The organism is Flavobacterium sp. (assembly GCF_031409475.1).
GTDB lineage: Bacteria > Bacteroidota > Bacteroidia > Flavobacteriales > Flavobacteriaceae > Flavobacterium.
In genome coordinates this window covers 1-18,510 of the sequence record NZ_JANNXH010000060.1, presented here as the reverse complement: position 1 = coordinate 18,510, position 18,510 = coordinate 1, and the positions used below count along the sequence as shown (strand labels likewise).

Below are 18,510 nucleotides of genomic sequence, written 5' to 3'. Positions count from 1 at the left end.
TAGCTTTTTTTGATAGTTTTTATTTACTGGCAAACAGCTGCACGTCACTTTCCGAGATTTCGTTTCCGCCCAAGATAATCAATCGTTCTACTACGTTTCTCAATTCACGGATATTTCCTGTCCAATCGTATTCTTGCAATAATTTAATTGCTTCTTTTGAAATTGACTTAGGTACATTACCTTGTTCAGTGGCTATTTTTTCGACAAAATGGGATATCAAAAGCGGAATATCGTCTCTCCTTTCGTTTAAAGAAGGTACTTTTATCAAGATAACGGCTAATCGATGGTATAAATCTTCCCGAAATCTACCTTCGGCAATTTCATTTTTTAAATCTTTGTTTGTTGCTGCCACCACGCGAACATTTACTTTTATGTCTTTGTCAGCACCAACTCGTTGAATCAAATTTTCTTGCAGTGCCCGTAAAACTTTGGCTTGAGCCGAAAGGCTCATATCGCCAATTTCATCCAAGAAAATAGTACCATTATCTGCTGCTTCAAATTTTCCTGCGCGATCTTTTACTGCCGATGTAAATGCGCCTTTTACGTGACCAAACAATTCACTTTCGATTAATTCACTTGGTATTGCGGCGCAGTTTACTTCAATAAGTGGGAAATTTGCGCGTTCGCTTTTTTCGTGTAATTGATGTGCAACCAATTCTTTTCCGGTTCCGTTTGCTCCTGTAATTAAAACCCGAGCTTCGGTTTGCGCCACTTTTTCAATCATTAATTTAATGTGATTGATTGCTTCGCTTTCGCCTATTATTTCGTAGTTCTTGCTTACTTTTTTCTTTAGAATTTTGTTCTCGACAACGAGCTGCTTTTTATCTAATGCGTTACGAACCGTATTTAAAAGTCGATTTAAATCTGGTGGTTTTGAAATGTAATCAAATGCTCCCAAACGCATGGTTTGAATGGCTGTTTCCATGTCGCCGTGACCTGAAATCATCACCATAGGGATTTCTGGTTTTATTTTCTTGACTGCTTCGAGCACTTCAACTCCGTCCATTTTTGGCATTTTGATGTCGCACAAAACCAGATCGTAGTCGTTGTTTTTGATTTTTTCGAGTCCTTGAATTCCATCTTCGGCATCTTCAACAATATAGGTATCGCTTTCTTCGGAGAGTATTTTTGTGAGTACTCTTCGGATTGCTGCTTCGTCTTCTATGATTAGTATTTTTGACATATTTTTTTTTGTTTAACCGCAAAGTTCGCAAAGTTTTTCGCAAAGCCCACAAAGTTTTTTTCTCAATTATTTTAACAGTGATTCTATTTTATTTTTTGACAATAGTTTCAATGCACTATTTTTTGTAAAACTCCAAATTATCAATAAATTCCCTTTAACAAAAAATTCTTCTGGATGATCATTTGTTGGTTTTTTACTTTGTCCCCATAGCAATCCTTTCAGAAAACTCTCTACCGTAAAATTTTCTTCAAATTCAAAATACATTATACTACCACTATCATTTGAACTTTGAAAATTCTGTACTTCTTTATTTTTAACTTTTCCAATAATCATGCTATACATATCTGGATTTTTATAAAAAAGCCGGGCTTGAATAGAAAAAGCATTATCATTTTCAGTTAACGTATATTCTTTTGGAATCTCATTATCTACAAGCTTCAACTTTTCGATATTTTGAGCAACTAAACTCGTTAGAGAAAAAAATAATAAACAGATAAAAACACTATGTTTTGACATTTTTTTGAGTTTTAATTTTAGAAAATCAATTAATATTTCAACCATTTATATAATTCTTTCCAAGTTGGTTTTTTGCCGTACATTAATATTCCTACTCGATAAATTTTTGCTGCAAACCAAACTACAAAAAAGAAGGTTGCAAAAAGCAAAGTAATTGAAATTGCCAGTTGCCACCATGGAACACCAAACGGAATCCGCATCAACATAACAATTGGCGACGTGAGCGGAATCATCGAAAATACGGTTGCTATGGTTCCATGTGGGTCATTAATAACCGTGAAAAAACCGATGTAAACTGCAAGAATTAATGGCATAATTATAGGCAAAAGAAATTGCTGAGAATCAGTTTCATTGTCTACCGCTGCGCCGATTGCTGCATAAAAAGAACTGTATAAAAAGTAACCGCCAATGAAATAAACCACAAAACTTATGAGTATGGTAGCGATGGGCAAATTCCATAATTCTTTGATATACATTTGGGCTGTACCTGCAAATTCTTGTTGTGCGGTTTGCATCATTTCGGGTGAAATTTTTGCTGTGGGTGTTGCATTTATTCCAAAAAATGCGGATGATGCGAACATTAATGACAATCCTATGATCGCCCAAATAAAGAATTGTAGTAATCCCGCGAGTGATGTTCCAATGATTTTTCCCATCATTAACTGAAATGGTTTTACAGAGGAAATTATAATTTCGATAATTCGATTTGTTTTTTCTTCGATGACGCTTCGCATGACCATATTGCCATAAATCACGATGAACATCATGATAAGATAACCAAATGCACCACCAATGGCAACTTTAATTTCGTTAAGACCTTTAAGGCTTTCTTCTCCTGATGCTTTGGAAAGACTGATATTGACTTTGGATTGAGCGTTTTTGATAGCCAGTGTGTCGAGTTTGGCTTTTTCGAAATTGTCTTTCGTCAACTTTTTTGCAATTACGTCTTGCACGTTTTCAATAAAAGAAATACTTGGACTTTCGTTTGAAATGAATTGAATTTTTGTTTCTAATTCCCGTTCATTGCTTACTTTGGGAATATAAAGTAAGCCTTCATAGCTTTCGTTTGTGATACTGTCTTTCAGATATTTCACATCAATTGACGATAAATCGTGATAAACATATTCACTATTATTGTTGTTCAATGCTTTGAATTCATTAGTAAATAATCCCGTCTGATCGTGAATAGCAACTCGTTTTGTATCTGCTTTCATGGAACTTAAATACCCGACAAAAGCAGCGATTCCTACAAATAGCAATGGACTTAAAAAAGTCATAACGATAAAGGATCTGTTGCGAACTTTTGCAATAAACTCTCTTTTTATTATTAATGATATTATAGACATTTAGATTATTAGTTTGTTAGAGATTTTAGATTATTAGAATTTTAGCCCTTTAGATTTTCTAAAAATATAAGAAGCCTGAGAAAGTCTATTTTGTTACTGTTTGTATGAAAATATCGTTAACGCTTGGTATTTTTTCTATAAAATGAGTTACTTGACCTCTTTGAGTTAAAACATGTAATAATTCATTTGGAGTGGCTGTTCCAATTTGAATTTCGAGTTTTATTTCGTTGTTTAATGATTTAAAATTGGTTTGGCTTACTTTAAATTTTTGGGTAATATCAAACATCAAGCCTTCGATATTGTCTGATAGAATTCCAACTTCAAAACTATTTTTTTTATGCTCTCTTTTCACATCGTCTAATTTTCCTTCGATGAGTTTGTTCGATTCATGAATAAGAGCAATATCGTCACATAATTCTTCGACACTTTCCATTCTATGTGTAGAGAAAATTATTGTGGAGCCTTGTTTTTTTAATTCGAGAATTTCGTCTTTGATTACATTTGCATTAACGGGATCAAATCCAGAAAAGGGTTCGTCAAAAATTAATAATTTTGGTTTGTGCAAAACGCAAACCACAAATTGAATTTTTTGTGCCATTCCTTTAGAAAGTTCTTGTATTTTCTTGTTCCACCAACCTTGAATTTCAAGTCTATCGAACCAATATTCCAATTGTATTTTAGCTTCGGCTTTTGAGAGTCCTTTCATTTGTGCGAGGTACAAACATTGTTCTCCCACTTTCATGGTTTTATACAAACCGCGTTCTTCTGGAAGATATCCTATGTGTTGAACGTGTTTTGGACTTAATTTTTCTCCGTCGAGAATAACTTCGCCACTATCTGGCATTGTGATTTGATTGATTATTCGAATTAACGATGTTTTTCCTGCACCATTTGGACCAAGAAGTCCATATATACTTCCTTTAGGTACAGAAAGTGAAACTCCATTTAGCGCAACATAGTCACCGTATTTCTTGACAACGTTTTTAACTTCGAGGATATTACCCATGTTTGTTTTGATTTATTTTGTCCCTTGAACTTTATTTTATAGGGTTTGTAAAAATAAGGAAATAGAGATAATAAGCTGTTAAATAAAACAAAAAAACCCACTCTTATTTTCGCAAGAATGGGTGTTTATATAAAATTTTAAATTTACGAAAACATATCTTTTACTTTCTCAAAAAATGATTTATCACTTTTCTCTGGATTTGGAATAAAATTCTCGTCCTCGATATTTTGTTCAAAAAATTGCTTTTGTGTTTTGTTTAGCGTTTTTGGAGTCCAAACATTTACATGGACTAATAAATCTCCGCTTCCGTAACCATTGATACTAGGAATTCCTTTTCCTTTTAATCGTAGTATTTTACCGGATTGAATACCTTCGTCCAATTTTATTCTTACTTTACCATTTATGGCCGAAATATCTTTAGAAATTCCGAGAACGGCTTCGGCAAAACTAATGTATAAGTCGTAATGCAAATTCTCACCTTCGCGTTTCAAAAATTCATGTTCTATTTCCTCAATAGCTACAATTAAATCTCCCGGAACGCTGTTTCCTGGTGCATCATTTCCTTTATTAGAGACTTTGAGTTGCATTCCGTCAACTACACCTGCAGGAATTTTTATAGAAACGGTTTCGTCCTCAAGAATCATTCCTTGAGAATCAGCTTCGGATGGTTTTCTATCTAAAATTTGTCCTGAACCTCCACAAGTTGGGCAAGTTGAAGCAGATTGCATTCTGCCTAAAATGGTGTTTGTAACCCGCATAACTTGTCCTTGACCGTTACAGGTAGAACAGGTTTTATAGGTTACTCCTTTTGCTTGAACTTTTCGTTTTACTTTAACTTTTTTCTCAACACCATTGGCAATTTCTTCCAATGTTAATTTTACTTTTATTCGAAGATTGCTCCCTTTTACGCGACGGTTTCCACCGCCACCACCAAATCCTCCACCGCCAAAAGAATTGCCAAAAATATCTCCAAACTGACTGAAAATATCTTCCATGTTCATTCCGCCTCCACTGAAACCTCCATGTCCACTACCACCATTTTCAAAAGCTTGATGACCAAATCGGTCGAATTGGGCTTTCTTTTGTGGATCGCTTAATACTTCATAAGCTTCGGCAGCTGCTTTGAAATTTTCTTCGGCAGCAGCGTTTCCTGGATTTTTATCAGGGTGAAATTCTAAAGCTTTTTTGCGATAGGCTTTTTTTATTTCAGCAGCATCAGCACTTTTTGTGATGCCTAATATTTCGTAAAAATCTTTTTTCATTTTATATTTTTGTATAATACAGAATTTAAGACGTGATAAATCGTGTCTCTACTGCCCGATTACCACTTTTGGAAAACGAATGATTTTGTCTCCTAGTTTATATCCTTTTTCAAGAACATCAACTATTTTCCCTTTCATCTTGTCTGACGCTGCTGGAATTTGTGTTATGGCTTCGGCAAAATCAGCATCAAAAACATCTCCTGCATTAACTTCGACTTGTTCTAAACCTTTAGCTATAAGTGTGTTTTTTAATTTATCGAATATAAGTTCAACACCTTTGGATAATAATTCATCTTCTGATTTATTGATCTCTACGATTGCTCTGTCAAAATCATCCAATACGGGAAGTAATGCAAGTAAAACTTCTTGATTTGCAGATTTGAATAACTCGATACGTTCTTTTGTAGTTCGACGTTTGTAGTTTTCGAATTCAGCAAATAGTCTCAAGTATTTATCTTTTTCTTTTGCTAAATCTTTTGTTAATTGCTCTTCTACACTTAATTCCTCAATAATGATTTGCTCTCCATTTGCATTATTTTCTAATGTAGCTTCATCTATTTCTTGATCGATTTCTGTATTTTCGGTAGTCATATTACTTGTGTTTTTAAAAATATTTTTAAACTTCATTTTTAATCTTTCATTTGGATTGCAAAAGTACTGCCAAAACTACTAAAATGTCAAATTGTCACCTTTTTAATTGTAGCCCAATAATTACTTAACAAAAAGGAGTTGAAAAAGGCTTATTTTTTTATTTAAAATTTAATATAATTTTAAGACTATCACGATTTAGTTTACATAAATTTGTAAAGGTTTGTTCTAGATTGCATTCAAGAAAAGTTTAAGTATAGCTTCTAGACATTTAAATAATTATTAATTCAGCATTATTTCATATTAAAAAAAAGAGCTTCGTCTAATAAACGAAGCTCTTTTTTTTATGTGTAAACCGTTTTTATTTTATTCTTACGCTCCATTGAAAATCCATTTCTGATACTTGCTCACCATTTTCGTTAGTTCCTACGGCTTTTGTCCAGAAGGTTTGTCCTTCCTTATTTTCGATTGATTTTTTAATTGCTTCTTGAATAAGGTGACCGTCGTTGCAAACAAAAGCGATTCTACCTGTAGCTTTTTTGGTGAAATTGCTTTTATTATTAGTTACTAACATTGATATGTTTTTACCGCTAGTGTTTATATGGCTCATCACCAATGCTCCTGTTGCAAATTCAGCAGCCATACCTTGAACTGCCCAATACATTGATTTAAATGGATTTTGATTGATCCATCGGTGTTTTACGGTTACTACGCATTTATTATCATCAATATACTTTACTCTCACACCACAAATAAATGCTGAAGGCAATTTAAAAAATAAGAGCTTATTGAGATGTGATTTTGTAAATTCCATTTTAAAGATTTTTTTTGTAAAAATAGCAAAAAAATAGCTTTAAAATATACTTCCGGATTTTTAAGAAAAATAAGGTGTGAACAGCCTATTTCATTGTATTCCTCCATTAAATTATTATTTTTTATCAATTTCAATATGTTAATATTTTGTTAATATATACTACTATGTGATACAAGATACTTGCTTTTAGATATATATTTGCATAAGAAATTACTATATACAATTACACTATGGAAACGAAAAGCGAAATCAACACAGCGACATTTATTCATTTGAGTTCATTACTCCAATATTGCATTCCTTTTGGGAATTACATTTTTCCAATATTGATTTGGACTTCAAAAAAAGAGACCTCAGAATTTGTAAATCATAATGGAAAACAAGTTTTAAACTTTCAATTGAGTTTATTACTCTATTCATTACTACTTGCAATGATTGCGATTCCTATTTTTATTGTTACAATATTCAATAACGTGCCTTTTAATGCGGTGATTCATGATAATGATTTTGTAATTAATAATTTGAATTTAGAGAACGTTACTGGTGTTTTAGTTGTTGGGATTACAGCAGTGATACTATTTATAAGTTTAAAAATTATTGAGTTCTTTCTTATAATATTCGCTTCAATAAAAACCTCAAACGGAGAAAAATACAACTATCCGCTGACGATACCTTTTATAAAATAATGGAGGTTAGCGTAATGCAGTTCTAGCCCAGATAGCAGTGGAAATCCTTTTTTGAGGCACGAAAAAAAGATTGAAACGAATAGCTGGAATTAGCTCCAAAAAAAAAAAAATTGCTTCGTGCCTCTCAATAACAAATCATCATCACCCGAGCCGGAGGCGAACTGGCGAAGCAATCAAAAAAGGAACAGTTTTATTAAATCAAAAAACAAAAAAAGAGAATTATGAACATTGAAAACACAAAAGCCCAGATGCGTAAAGGTGTTCTCGAGTATTGCATTTTATCGGTTCTAAAAGATAAAGAAGCATACACATCGGAAATATTAGACACTTTGAAAAGCGCTAAACTATTAGTTGTGGAGGGAACGGTTTATCCGCTTTTGACCCGATTAAAAAACGACGGATTACTCAACTACCGTTGGGAAGAATCCTTATCCGGTCCGCCAAGAAAATACTATGGATTGACTGAAATAGGACAAACATTTTTAAAGGAATTAAATAGCACGTGGACGGAATTGTCCGATGCAGTAAACATAATCACAAACCAAAAACAATAGTCATGAACAAAACAGTAAATATTAACTTAGGTGGAATGTTATTTCATATAGATGAAGATGCATACCAAAAAATGACACGCTATTTTGATGCGATAAAACGTTCATTATCGAGCTCAAATGGTCAAGAAGAAATCATAAAAGATATTGAAATTCGCGTTTCGGAATTGTTATTGGAAAAACAAAAAAGCGAAAAACATGTTGTAAATTTAAAAGATGTTGATGATGTGATAGCGGTTATGGGTCAGCCCGAAGATTATCGAATTGATGATGAAGGTTCTGAAGCTCAAGCAACCAGTTTTGCTTCGACCACAAGATCAAGAAAATTATTTAGAGATAAAGAAAACGGCATGATAGGTGGCGTAGTTGCTGGTCTTGGTCATTATTTTGGGGTTGATAAAGTTTGGCTTAGAATCTTGCTTTTAATTTCGATTTTTGCTTTTGGAACTGGAATTTTGGCCTATATCATTCTTTGGATTGTGATGCCCGAAGCGACAACAACCTCCGAAAAATTAGAGATGACTGGAGAACCTGTGACTATTTCGAATATCGAAAAAAAAGTAAGGGAAGAATTTGAAAATGTCTCTGAAAAACTTAAAAATGCCAATTTTGACGAAATGGGAAACCGAGTTAAAACGGGTGCCGAAAAATTAGGAAGTTCTTTTGGTGATTTTATAATGACCGTTTTGAAAATTTTTGCAAAATTTCTAGGTGTAATTTTAATAATTACCGGAATGGCTACCTTGATAGGATTGCTTGTAGGTGTTTTCACATTAGGTTCATCTGCCTTTGTTAGTTTACCTTGGCAAGGTTTTATTGATGCTGGTAATTTTACCGATTATCCAGTATGGTCGTTTGGATTATTGATGTTTTTTGCAGTAGGAATCCCGTTCTTTTTCTTGACACTTTTAGGATTCAAATTATTAACTCCAAATCTTAAATCTATTGGGAATATTGCAAAGTATACTTTATTAGCCATTTGGATTTTAGCGATAGCTGTATTAATTTCTATTGGAGTAAAACAAGCTTCGGAAATTGCTTATGAAGGAAAAACTGTTCAAAAAGTAGCAATCAATGTAAACCCTACCGATACTTTGCATGTGAAATTTAAATTCAATGATTATTACACCAAAGACATTAATGACAGAGAAGATTTTAGATTTGTTCAGGATTCAACAAACAATCAGTTGATTTATTCTAACAATATTTATCTAAAAGTTTTGCATACCGATGAATTCAAACCCTTTATGCAAATTGAAAAAATAGCCCATGGCAAAACGTTTCAAGATGCAAAACAAAGAGCTGAAAAAATAAGATATGCAGTAAAAATCGAAGGTAATAATTTGATTTTAGACAACTATTTATTGACCGATGTAACCAATAAATTTAGAGGTCAAGAAGTAGAAATTTACTTGTATCTTCCGGTTGGTACATTATTCAAAACAGACACCAGTGTTGAAGATTATGATCGATCTGATAATGATTACTTTAATTTACACTACAGCTCGGATCAATACATTTACAAAGTAGAGAGTGATAAAATTAAATGCTTGAATTGTCCTGCTGACGAAAATGAATTTGACGATAATAATATAACAATTAGCGCAAACACCACCGAAAACGATAGTGTTATAACTACAACTGTGAAAGTAAATGGCGAAGAAGTAACTGTAAATCAAACTGGTAAAAAAGGATTGTCAAAAAACAAAGACGGAGTAATTATTAAAACCAATTAATCATGATAAAAATAGTAACATTAATTACAAGATTTATTGTTGTTGCATTAACTGCCTTGTTGCTTGCCGCATGCAATCATAACTTTAGAGTAGATGGTTTTGGAAAATCAATAACAGGCAGCGGAAATATAACCACCGAAAACAGAACCATTCAAGGGGATTTTAAAAGTATATCCGTAAGTAATGCTATTGAGCTTATTGTTGAACAAGCAGATTTTACTGAAGTAATTGTAGAAGCTGACGATAATTTACAAAAAGGAATCATTACAAAAGTTGAAAACGGAGTGCTTATAATTGAGTCTAAATACAACAACTTTATCAATGTAAAATCTAGAAAAGTATTTGTAAAAATGCCCGTAATTGATGTCTTAGAAGCCTCAAGTGCAGCAACTATTAGAAGTGCAAATACTTTGAAAGGAGATAATATAAGTCTCAATTCCTCGAGTGCTTCATCGATAGTTGTAGCTTTAGAATCTGATTATTTAAATGTAGATTCCAGCAGCGGTAGCTCAATTACTTTAAATGGTTTAGCCCTGAAATTTAAAGCAAGTTCCTCGAGTGGAAGCTCTATTAATGCATTTGCATTATCGGCAAACGAAATCATTGCTGATGCCTCAAGCGGAAGTACTATCGAGATTAATCCGGTGGTAAGCTTAACCGCAGAAGCTTCAAGTGGTTCTAATATTAATTATAATTCAAATCCAAAAACTGTGCAAAAAAATGAGAGTTCTGGAGGAAGTGTTTCAAAAGAATAACGTCACCTTTTTGCCAAAAATCAAGAATCATCCCTAACTAAAGGGATGATTTTTTTATATTTGCAAATAACAAAATGAAAAAATGAAAAAAACCATACTTGTAACACTGCTGATTCTATTAACTGCAATCGCATTTGGGCAGAAAAAAGAAAAAATAAAAGGCTCAAAAACCGTAACCATTGAAAGAAAAAAAATTGCCGATTTTGATAGTATTGAGATTGGCAGTAATCTAGAAGTTTTTTTAGAAAAAGGAGAAGAAACTGAAATCAAGATTGAAGCCGATGATAATCTTCAAGGTATTATTTCGATAGATTTAAAAGCAAATACACTTCGAATAAATACTTCGAAAGAAGCCGTAAATTACAAAAAACTAATTGTAAGAATTACATATACTAGTGATTTAAAAATTGTGACTGCAAATAATGATGCTATAGTAAATGCCATTCAAGAAATTCAGTTGGAAGAAATTACTTTTAAATCATTTGACAATGCCAAACTTAATTTAAATGTAAATTCTAAAAATTTTATTTTGAATTCAAATGACAAATCAAAAACGGAACTCAATTTGAAATCAGAAAATACTACAATTGAATTGAGTAAAAATGCAAGTTTAAAAGCTTTAATTTCCAGCATTGATTTAAAAAGTGATTTGTATCAAAAATCAAGCGCCACAATCGAAGGTGACATTACCAATGCTGTAATAAGGTTAGACAACAACGCGGACTTCATTGGAAATAAATTAATTATAAAAAATGCAAATATAACCACCGAAGGGTATTCCAATTGCAAAATTAATGTTGACACAAACATCACTATTGATGCATCAGGAAACTCGGAAATTCAACTCTATGGAGATCAAAAAATAGAAATGAAAAATTTTACAGAAAATGCCACTTTAAAAAAGAAACCTACAAAATAATATCACAAAAAAAATCCTAACTAAACATTAGGCCTTTTTTATAGCAATTATTTTACTTATTAGTCTTTAGCTGCCAAATATCGTTCGGCATCAAGAGCGGCCATACAACCCGTTCCTGCAGCAGTTATGGCTTGACGATATACATGATCTGCTGCATCTCCAGACACAAAAACACCGGGAACATTAGTTTTTGAACTACCGGGAACATTAACAATATAACCCGTTTCGTCAAGTGTAAGATAATCTTTGAAAATATCCGTATTGGGTTTATGGCCAATTGCTACAAAGAAACCAGTCGCGGGAATATCAAACTCTTCACCTGTTGTTTTATTTTTTGCTCTTACACCAGTAACTACTTGGCTGTCTCCAAGAACTTCAACAGTGTCATGATTCATTAGAATCGTAATATTTTCGGTTTTACGAACCCGTGCTTCCATGATTTTCGAAGCTCTAAATTTCTCGCTACGAACTAGCATAGTTACTTTAGAACACAATTTTGATAAATAATGCGCTTCTTCACAAGCAGAATCTCCAGCGCCTACAATTACGACTTCTTGATTTCTATAGAAAAATCCGTCGCAAATGGCACAGGCAGAAACGCCACCTCCCATTTTTAGATAATGCTGTTCTGAATCGATTCCTAAATATTTAGCCGTTGCACCTGTCGAAATGATAACTGTTTCACAATGCAATTCTATAGTATCGTTTATCCACACTTTATGAATTGATCCCGAAAAATCAACTTTTGTCGCCCAACCATCACGAACATCAGTGCCAAAACGTTCTGCTTGTTCTTGTAAACCAACCATCATTTGTGGACCAGTTATTCCTTCAGGATTTCCAGGCCAATTTTCAACTTCATTTGTGGTTGTAAGTTGTCCACCAGGTTGCATTCCTTGGTATAAAACAGGATTCATATTTGCTCTTGCCGCATAAATTGCAGCAGTATATCCTGCAGGACCAGAACCTATGATAAGGCATTTTATTTTTTCGATAGAATCAGACATAATTATTTTAATTAATGTTTTTAATGATTGCAAATGTATGTTTTTATTAAAAAAATTAAGTTAAAAAAATATTACTTTTAACTATTCGATAATAATAGTATTCTATTTCAAAACATCACTTGTAAAACACAAAAATAGTATTATATTTGCATCCGCTTTCGGGGTGTAGCGTAGCTCGGTTATCGCGCCTGCTTTGGGAGCAGGAGGCCGCAGGTTCGAATCCTGCCACCCCGACAATTTTGTTGTCAATTTATATCAAAAGGCTGTAAATCGTATGATTTACAGCCTTTTTTTTTATTTCTAGTAGTTTACTTTATTTTAGAATTAAATTGAAAACAAATAAATTAAAATTCTTAAAAACTCAACTAGATGTTCTCACAGAACTATAAGTTTTTGATTTTTATTAAAACTATTACAAAATTAATGACAACAAAAAACCCTGTCTTTTAAAGGACAGGGTTTTCAGATTCTAACAAAAAGAAGCTTTTAGTTTATTACTTTTATGCTTACTTCCTGATCATCGTCAGATGTGATTTTAACAATCAGTACTTGTTTTGCAAATTTCGAACTATCAATAGTTGTTTCGGAGTTGTTTAAATTCTCCTTTTTAAATATTAATCGTCCATTAATGTCAAACAATTGTATTGTTTTCATCATTATACTTCCTGAATTAATATGAATTATTCCTTTGTTAGTATTAATGATTACACTTTCTTCAGAAAGAACTGGAGTTGTTGTACCCAAAGATTTTTGATATTTAAGTACAAATCTAGTATTAGTTGCCCCTATTTGGGCATCAAATGTATAAGGACCTGTTTTTAGATTCGTTTCAGCTCCTGTAACATTATCTTTTAATATAATGTCTTGGCTTCCTGCAAACAGACCGTCAACATGGTCAATAGCAATAGTGAAACTTCCGGCTATTGTAGTGCTAAAGCTCAAAGGTACTGAATCAGTTCCGTCGAATGGTAAAGCACGACCTTGAATTACATAATCTAAATTTTCAAGTACCGAGTTCAAAGCCATTGTACCATCATTAAAGTATTTCCCGTCAAATGCATCTATACCTTGAGTAGCACCCGCAGTATAATTGATTGCCATTTGTGAAAAGTCTCCAACAACACTTGTTGCGTTCAACCAAATTCTATTATTTTCGACTACATCTTGTTTAGTTTTAAAGAATTGTCCGGCATTATTTGCCAATCTTTGACCATTATTAAAGGTTAGAGCTGTTGCGGCACTACTAGCTTCTACGAAGAACCCTTGACCTGTTTGAATAACTCCTAGTGGATCATATGATTGCGCATTGTTGTTTGTAATGAATGTTCCGTTATTCCAAGTACAATATGCTCCACCGTTAACACCATTTCTTTTTCTCCAGAAATATAAAGTTCCTGTTATTTTAGAACTATTGTCTGAAACAAATTGTGTCATATTAATTGGTGAAGGATATGGATTACCCACTGCGTTGAAATTGAATCCTAAAGATCCTACCGTCATCGTATACGAAATAGAACCATTATTAGGAGTTCCTCTAAATACTCCAGGGTAAGCAGTATCCGTACTTGGACTAGCTGTATCAGGCATGCGAATCAAATATCCTTTTCCTGATGCAAAGTCTGTAGTTGAAGGACTTGGTACTGCATTGTACAAATTAGTTGTCGTGTTATAAGTATAAAAACGAGAAAGAATTGTTGCAGAAGAGAAAGCCAATAAATTCTGATTTGCCACTGGTGAAGACCATAATGTATAATCTAATTTTTTCAATAAAGAACTATTTCGATTTACTGTAATATCACCAAAATTAGCATTAACAGTTGTAGCTGCTCCTTGAATCAAATTAGCATTATTTTCAAATACAACGCCTGTTGCTCCAACATTATTTATTAACTCATTCACAACAGTCAAGTTTCCTGAAACAACAGTTAAAGTTCCCGGTGCATTTATCGTTAATTTCTTTGCAGTTATTGTACCGTTAAATGGAGCATTGAATGGAAATTCAATAATTGCCTCAATTGCTGCATTCGGTTCGCCGTTAGACCAACCTGTACTATACCATGTTGTAGTAGTAATTGGTGTAATAGTCAAATTCAATGTAGCAGTGTTACAACCAGAAACAAATGTTGTAGTTGTACTTGAAAAATAAGTAACACCGTTTGCTGGCCATGTGTAAGAACCTCCTAATTGTGTTTGTGTAACACTACCAGTAGTTGTTGATGGTGTAATCGTCAATACTAAAGTGGCCGTGTCAGGACAACCTGCAGCATTAGTAGTTACGTTAGTGTACGTTCCAGATACGGTGTAAGTAGTTCCATTTGCAGCCCAAGTATAGGTATCACATGCTGTAGCACTCATTGTTGATGAAGTACTGTTGTTGATAGTCAATACTAATGTAGCTGTGTCAGGACAACCTGCAGCATTCGTAGTTACGTTAGTGTACGTTCCAGATGCTGTGTAAGTAGTTCCGTTAGCTGACCAAGTATAGGCATCACATGCTGTAATTGTAGTTGTACTGTTAGTTAAAACATTCACAGTAAAATTACCTGCTGATGAACCTGTTCCAGTAGGAGATGTTACTACTACTAATCCAACTGTTGCCCCTGAAGGAAGAACTGCATTTATTGTAGCTGCATTAGCAACTACAAAACTTGTAACAGCAACACCGTTTACAGTAACCGCAGTTGCACCTGTAAAGTTAGTCCCTAAAATAATTAAAGTAGAACCCTCACAACCTTGAGCTATGGTATTAACACCATTGCTACTTAATTGAGTAATTATTGGAGAATCAAGACCATCTAAAATACCACCATCATCATTATCTCCGGGATTACCAGTAGAAATTGTTAAAGTCAACGTAGCTGTATTACAACCAGTAACTGATGTATAAATTCCAGATGAAGTATAAGTTTGTCCGTTTTCTGCCCATAAATAAGAACCTCCAACTTGAGTTTGCGTTACGCTACCTATTGTTGTTGCAGGTGTCAAAGTTAATGTTAATGTTGCAGTGTTGCATCCTACAATATGAGTATAAGTTCCAGATGAAGTGTAGCTTGCACCACTTGTAGCCCAAGTGTATGAAGTTCCACATGCTGATACTGACTCACTTCCTGTTGTAGTGTTTGGTGTTAATGTCAAGGCTAAAGTAGCCGTGTTACATCCTACTACATAAGTATAACTTCCTGATGCATTGTACGTTTGACTGTTTAATGCCCAAGTGTATGAAGTACCACATGCTGAAACTGTCTCACTTCCTGTAGTTGTATTTGGTGTTAATGTCAATGACAATGTAGCCGTGTTACAACCTACAACATGAGTATAACTTCCTGATGCATTATACGTTTGTCCGCTTAATGCCCAAGTATATGATGTTCCACATGTTGATACTGACTCGCTTCCTGTTGTCGTTGGCGTATCTATAGTTAAGTTCAAAGTAGCCGTATTACAACCTGAAACTATAGTAACTCCAGATTGAGCTGTAGTGTATGATACTCCATTAGCTGCCCAAACATAAGTAGCTCCAGCACAAATTGAAGTTGTTACACTTCCTGTAGTTGTATTTGGCGTTAATGTCAATGACAATGTAGCCGTATTACATCCTACAACATAATCATAATTTCCTGATGCATTGTATGTTTGACCATTTAATGCCCAAATGTATGAAGTACCACATGCTAAAACTGTCTCACTTCCTGTAGTTGTATTTGGTGTTAATGTCAATGACAATGTAGCCGTGTTACAACCTACAACATGAGTATAACTTCCTGATGCATTATACGTTTGTCCGCTTAATGCCCAAGTATATGATGTTCCGCATATTGATACTGACTCGCTTCCTGTTGTCGTTGGCGTATCTATAGTTAAGTTCAACGTAGCCGTATTACAACCTGAAACTACAGTAACTCCAGATTGAGCTGTAGTATAAGATAGTCCATTAGCTGGCCAAACATAAGTAGCTCCAGCACAAATAGAAGTTGTTACACTTCCTGTTGTAGTATTTGGAGTTAAGATTAAGGTTAATGTAGCGGTATTACATCCTACTACATGAGTATAACTTCCTGATCCATTGTACGTTTGACCACTTGTTGCCCAAGTATATGAAGTTCCACATGCTGAAACTGTCTCACTTCCTGTAGTTGTATTTGGTGTTAATGTCAATGACAATGTAGCCGTGTTACAACCTACAACATGAGTGTATGTTCCGGAAGCATTATAACTAGCGCCACTTGTTGCCCAAGTATATGTTGAACCACATACAGAAACTGATTCACTACCGGTTGTTGTTGAAGTATCAATTGTTAAGTTCAAAATAGCCGTATTACAACCTGAAACTACAGTAACTCCAGATTGAGCTGTAGTGTATGATACTCCATTAGCTGCCCAAACATAAGTAGCTCCAGCACAAATTGAAGTTGTTACACTTCCTGTAGTAGTATTTGCATTAACTGTAAAATTACCTGCGGAAGATCCTGTTCCGTCTGGAGTTGTTACCGCTACCAGTCCAGTAGTAGCTCCAGCTTGAAGTACTGCCGTTATTGAAGTAGCATTTGTAACTACAAAACTGGCAACAGCAACACCGTTAACGGTGACAGCAGTTGCGCCTGTAAAGTTTGTTCCTAGAATAATTAGTGTACTTCCTCCACAACCATCTGGAATGGTAGTACTACCATCACTGGTTAATTGAGTAATTGTTGGCGGAGATGCTGCTGGCGTATACACTAATTCTACTTTACCTGGAGTAGCATTCGTATATACTATAGCCCACCCTGATGGCAAAGGCGTTGTCAAAGAAGCAAAATTTCCTGTAAGTGTTCCTGTGGCATTTGTTTTTAGAATTTCTATAGTAACTGGTCCAGCTGGTGTATAAATACCCGTAATATCTAATGTTGCACCAGATATGTCGAACGAACCAAGAGCCGTTGTGCTTGTTACTTGGTCATAATCAATACCTGCCGCTGTGTTACCAGAAACTTGTAGTGCTAATTTTCCAAGAATCGTTGTAGCAGCTCTAGCAAAATTCGTAATTCCTTTACCTGTTGATCCTCCAGGATCTATAACACTTGTTGCATTAAGTGTTAATGTTGGTGAAGTTATAGCATTTAAACTTGTTCCTCCACCTTGCGCTGTACTAATGATTCCGGAGTTTGTAATTGTACCCGTTAAAGTATTTACTATTGACGCAACTGCAGTATAAGCTATTGTTGGATTTCCTGAACCACTCACAAGAGAAAGAGTTCCTGTGGCGGGAATTGTTGTAATTGGATTTGAATCAGCAAGTAGTTGTAATCCTGTTCCAGTAACTTTTGTAGTTCTTACAGTGTAAACATTTAAATTACCATCCGTATAGGTTGCTCCAGCGGTTACAGCTGCACCAATTAAAACTGTAAAGTTAGCAGGTGTTTTTGTAAAGTTAATACTCGCCGTACTACTATTTGTTATAGGTAAAAAACTACCTAATGAACTATTTGAATTTACAATTCCGTTATTGTTTAATGTAAAACCTTGTCCTATATTACCTAGAGTAGCTACAAGGTTCAAGCTGCCATTATTTGTAAAGGTGGTGAGCAAACGCTGACCAGCAGATGAACCCCAAATAGCATATCCTGATAAAGCTATAGTAGAGGAATTTTTTAATGTAAGTGTACCATTATTAGTAATAAAAACACCTGAAATATTTGAAAAATTACCTAATTGCGGAAAATATGCACCATTACCGCCGGTTGTAATACTAATTATATCTACATTAATAATACCATCGTTCACGATATTGATTTTCATATCTTGAAGATTGGCAGTTGAAGTTATAGACGCAGTTATTCCGCTTCTAAGGGTTTCGCCAAAAATATTTATGGTTCCATTATTAGTAAAATAAGTTGGATTACTTACACCTCCAGCAGCCACAGCATTTGCTATGTTTATACCATGATTTAAGCTACCCGCCAAACTGTTTAGCTCAAGGGTTGTACCAGCGTTTACAGTAACTCTATTTAAAGATCCTACTATAAGTATTCCTGCTCGTACTGGTGCTAGTGCTGTTCCTAGTTTAAATCCAGTTCCTCCAATGATTAATGGTGAAGGAAATGTTACCGGAACAGGTACAGCAGGTAGTGTAGCCGCAAGAGCTCCAGTTACCGCTACAGCTCT

The 18,510-nt window shown here is 34.3% G+C and carries 14 protein-coding genes and 1 tRNA gene; 6 read left to right on the top strand and 9 right to left on the bottom strand.

The genetic code is table 11. The features are described from left to right. Window positions 1–19: 19 nt before the first annotated feature. From RMO53_RS10545 to RMO53_RS10515, 7 genes are all read right to left on the bottom strand, one after another. On the bottom strand, window positions 20–1,183 hold the full coding sequence (locus tag RMO53_RS10545; protein ID WP_310380381.1) for a sigma-54 dependent transcriptional regulator: 1,164 nt from the start codon (window positions 1,181–1,183) through the stop codon (window positions 20–22). A gap of 66 nt (window positions 1,184–1,249) precedes the next feature. Then, the gene (locus tag RMO53_RS10540) at window positions 1,250–1,699 is read right to left on the bottom strand and encodes a hypothetical protein (RefSeq protein ID WP_310380379.1); all 450 of its coding nucleotides are present in this window, start codon (window positions 1,697–1,699) and stop codon (window positions 1,250–1,252) included. A gap of 29 nt (window positions 1,700–1,728) precedes the next feature. Further along, the gene (locus RMO53_RS10535) at window positions 1,729–3,045 is read right to left on the bottom strand and encodes an ABC transporter permease (protein ID WP_310380378.1); all 1,317 of its coding nucleotides are present in this window, start codon (window positions 3,043–3,045) and stop codon (window positions 1,729–1,731) included. 85 nt (window positions 3,046–3,130) lie between these two features. Next, the gene (locus tag RMO53_RS10530; RefSeq protein WP_310380376.1) at window positions 3,131–4,051 is read right to left on the bottom strand and encodes an ATP-binding cassette domain-containing protein; all 921 of its coding nucleotides are present in this window, start codon (window positions 4,049–4,051) and stop codon (window positions 3,131–3,133) included. A 143-nt stretch (window positions 4,052–4,194) separates the two neighbouring features. Further along, a complete protein-coding gene (gene dnaJ, locus RMO53_RS10525; RefSeq protein ID WP_310380374.1) occupies window positions 4,195–5,313 on the bottom strand; it encodes a molecular chaperone DnaJ in 1,119 nt (372 codons plus the stop codon). A gap of 48 nt (window positions 5,314–5,361) precedes the next feature. Beyond that, window positions 5,362–5,940 carry a nucleotide exchange factor GrpE gene (locus RMO53_RS10520; protein ID WP_310380372.1) on the bottom strand — a complete coding sequence of 193 codons (579 nt, stop codon included), beginning with the start codon at window positions 5,938–5,940 and terminating at the stop codon, window positions 5,362–5,364. 322 nt (window positions 5,941–6,262) lie between these two features. Beyond that, complete coding sequence (locus RMO53_RS10515) at window positions 6,263–6,715, bottom strand: DUF4442 domain-containing protein (RefSeq protein WP_310380370.1); 453 nt, start codon at window positions 6,713–6,715, stop codon at window positions 6,263–6,265. A 230-nt stretch (window positions 6,716–6,945) separates the two neighbouring features. On the opposite strand from RMO53_RS10515, the gene RMO53_RS10510 reads away from it, so the two are divergent. From RMO53_RS10510 to RMO53_RS10490, 5 genes are all read left to right on the top strand, one after another. Next, window positions 6,946–7,401: a DUF4870 domain-containing protein gene (locus tag RMO53_RS10510; RefSeq protein WP_310380368.1), complete on the top strand. Its 456-nt coding sequence runs from the start codon at window positions 6,946–6,948 to the stop codon at window positions 7,399–7,401. A gap of 221 nt (window positions 7,402–7,622) precedes the next feature. After that, the gene (locus RMO53_RS10505) at window positions 7,623–7,955 is read left to right on the top strand and encodes a PadR family transcriptional regulator (protein WP_310380367.1); all 333 of its coding nucleotides are present in this window, start codon (window positions 7,623–7,625) and stop codon (window positions 7,953–7,955) included. A gap of 2 nt (window positions 7,956–7,957) precedes the next feature. Continuing rightward, the gene (locus tag RMO53_RS10500) at window positions 7,958–9,688 is read left to right on the top strand and encodes a PspC domain-containing protein (protein ID WP_310380365.1); all 1,731 of its coding nucleotides are present in this window, start codon (window positions 7,958–7,960) and stop codon (window positions 9,686–9,688) included. Between the two features lie 2 nt (window positions 9,689–9,690). Continuing rightward, on the top strand, window positions 9,691–10,443 hold the full coding sequence (locus RMO53_RS10495) for a head GIN domain-containing protein (RefSeq protein ID WP_310380363.1): 753 nt from the start codon (window positions 9,691–9,693) through the stop codon (window positions 10,441–10,443). A gap of 82 nt (window positions 10,444–10,525) precedes the next feature. Beyond that, the gene (locus RMO53_RS10490) at window positions 10,526–11,362 is read left to right on the top strand and encodes a GIN domain-containing protein (RefSeq protein WP_310380361.1); all 837 of its coding nucleotides are present in this window, start codon (window positions 10,526–10,528) and stop codon (window positions 11,360–11,362) included. A gap of 59 nt (window positions 11,363–11,421) precedes the next feature. Here the strand turns inward: RMO53_RS10490 and trxB are convergent, their stop codons facing one another. Beyond that, window positions 11,422–12,369, bottom strand: a complete 948-nt coding sequence (gene trxB, locus RMO53_RS10485; RefSeq protein ID WP_310380359.1) for a thioredoxin-disulfide reductase — start codon at window positions 12,367–12,369, stop codon at window positions 11,422–11,424. 159 nt (window positions 12,370–12,528) lie between these two features. On the opposite strand from trxB, the gene RMO53_RS10480 reads away from it, so the two are divergent. After that, a tRNA-Pro gene (locus RMO53_RS10480) sits at window positions 12,529–12,603 on the top strand. 252 nt (window positions 12,604–12,855) lie between these two features. On the opposite strand, the gene RMO53_RS10475 is transcribed toward RMO53_RS10480, so the two are convergent. Then, the coding region (locus RMO53_RS10475) for a T9SS sorting signal type C domain-containing protein (RefSeq protein WP_310380357.1) at window positions 12,856–18,510 on the bottom strand (5,655 nt) is incomplete at its 5' end.

Coding starts and splice junctions, on each gene's coding strand:
- RMO53_RS10520 (WP_310380372.1), bottom strand. CDS start 5,940: ATGAAGTTTAAAAATATTTTTAAAAACACAAGTAATATGACTACCGAA.
- RMO53_RS10505 (WP_310380367.1), top strand. CDS start 7,623: ATGAACATTGAAAACACAAAAGCCCAGATGCGTAAAGGTGTTCTCGAG.
- RMO53_RS10510 (WP_310380368.1), top strand. CDS start 6,946: ATGGAAACGAAAAGCGAAATCAACACAGCGACATTTATTCATTTGAGT.
- trxB (WP_310380359.1), bottom strand. CDS start 12,369: ATGTCTGATTCTATCGAAAAAATAAAATGCCTTATCATAGGTTCTGGT.
- RMO53_RS10545 (WP_310380381.1), bottom strand. CDS start 1,183: ATGTCAAAAATACTAATCATAGAAGACGAAGCAGCAATCCGAAGAGTA.
- RMO53_RS10490 (WP_310380361.1), top strand. CDS start 10,526: ATGAAAAAAACCATACTTGTAACACTGCTGATTCTATTAACTGCAATC.
- RMO53_RS10495 (WP_310380363.1), top strand. CDS start 9,691: ATGATAAAAATAGTAACATTAATTACAAGATTTATTGTTGTTGCATTA.
- RMO53_RS10530 (WP_310380376.1), bottom strand. CDS start 4,051: ATGGGTAATATCCTCGAAGTTAAAAACGTTGTCAAGAAATACGGTGAC.
- dnaJ (WP_310380374.1), bottom strand. CDS start 5,313: ATGAAAAAAGATTTTTACGAAATATTAGGCATCACAAAAAGTGCTGAT.
- RMO53_RS10540 (WP_310380379.1), bottom strand. CDS start 1,699: ATGTCAAAACATAGTGTTTTTATCTGTTTATTATTTTTTTCTCTAACG.
- RMO53_RS10535 (WP_310380378.1), bottom strand. CDS start 3,045: ATGTCTATAATATCATTAATAATAAAAAGAGAGTTTATTGCAAAAGTT.
- RMO53_RS10500 (WP_310380365.1), top strand. CDS start 7,958: ATGAACAAAACAGTAAATATTAACTTAGGTGGAATGTTATTTCATATA.
- RMO53_RS10515 (WP_310380370.1), bottom strand. CDS start 6,715: ATGGAATTTACAAAATCACATCTCAATAAGCTCTTATTTTTTAAATTG.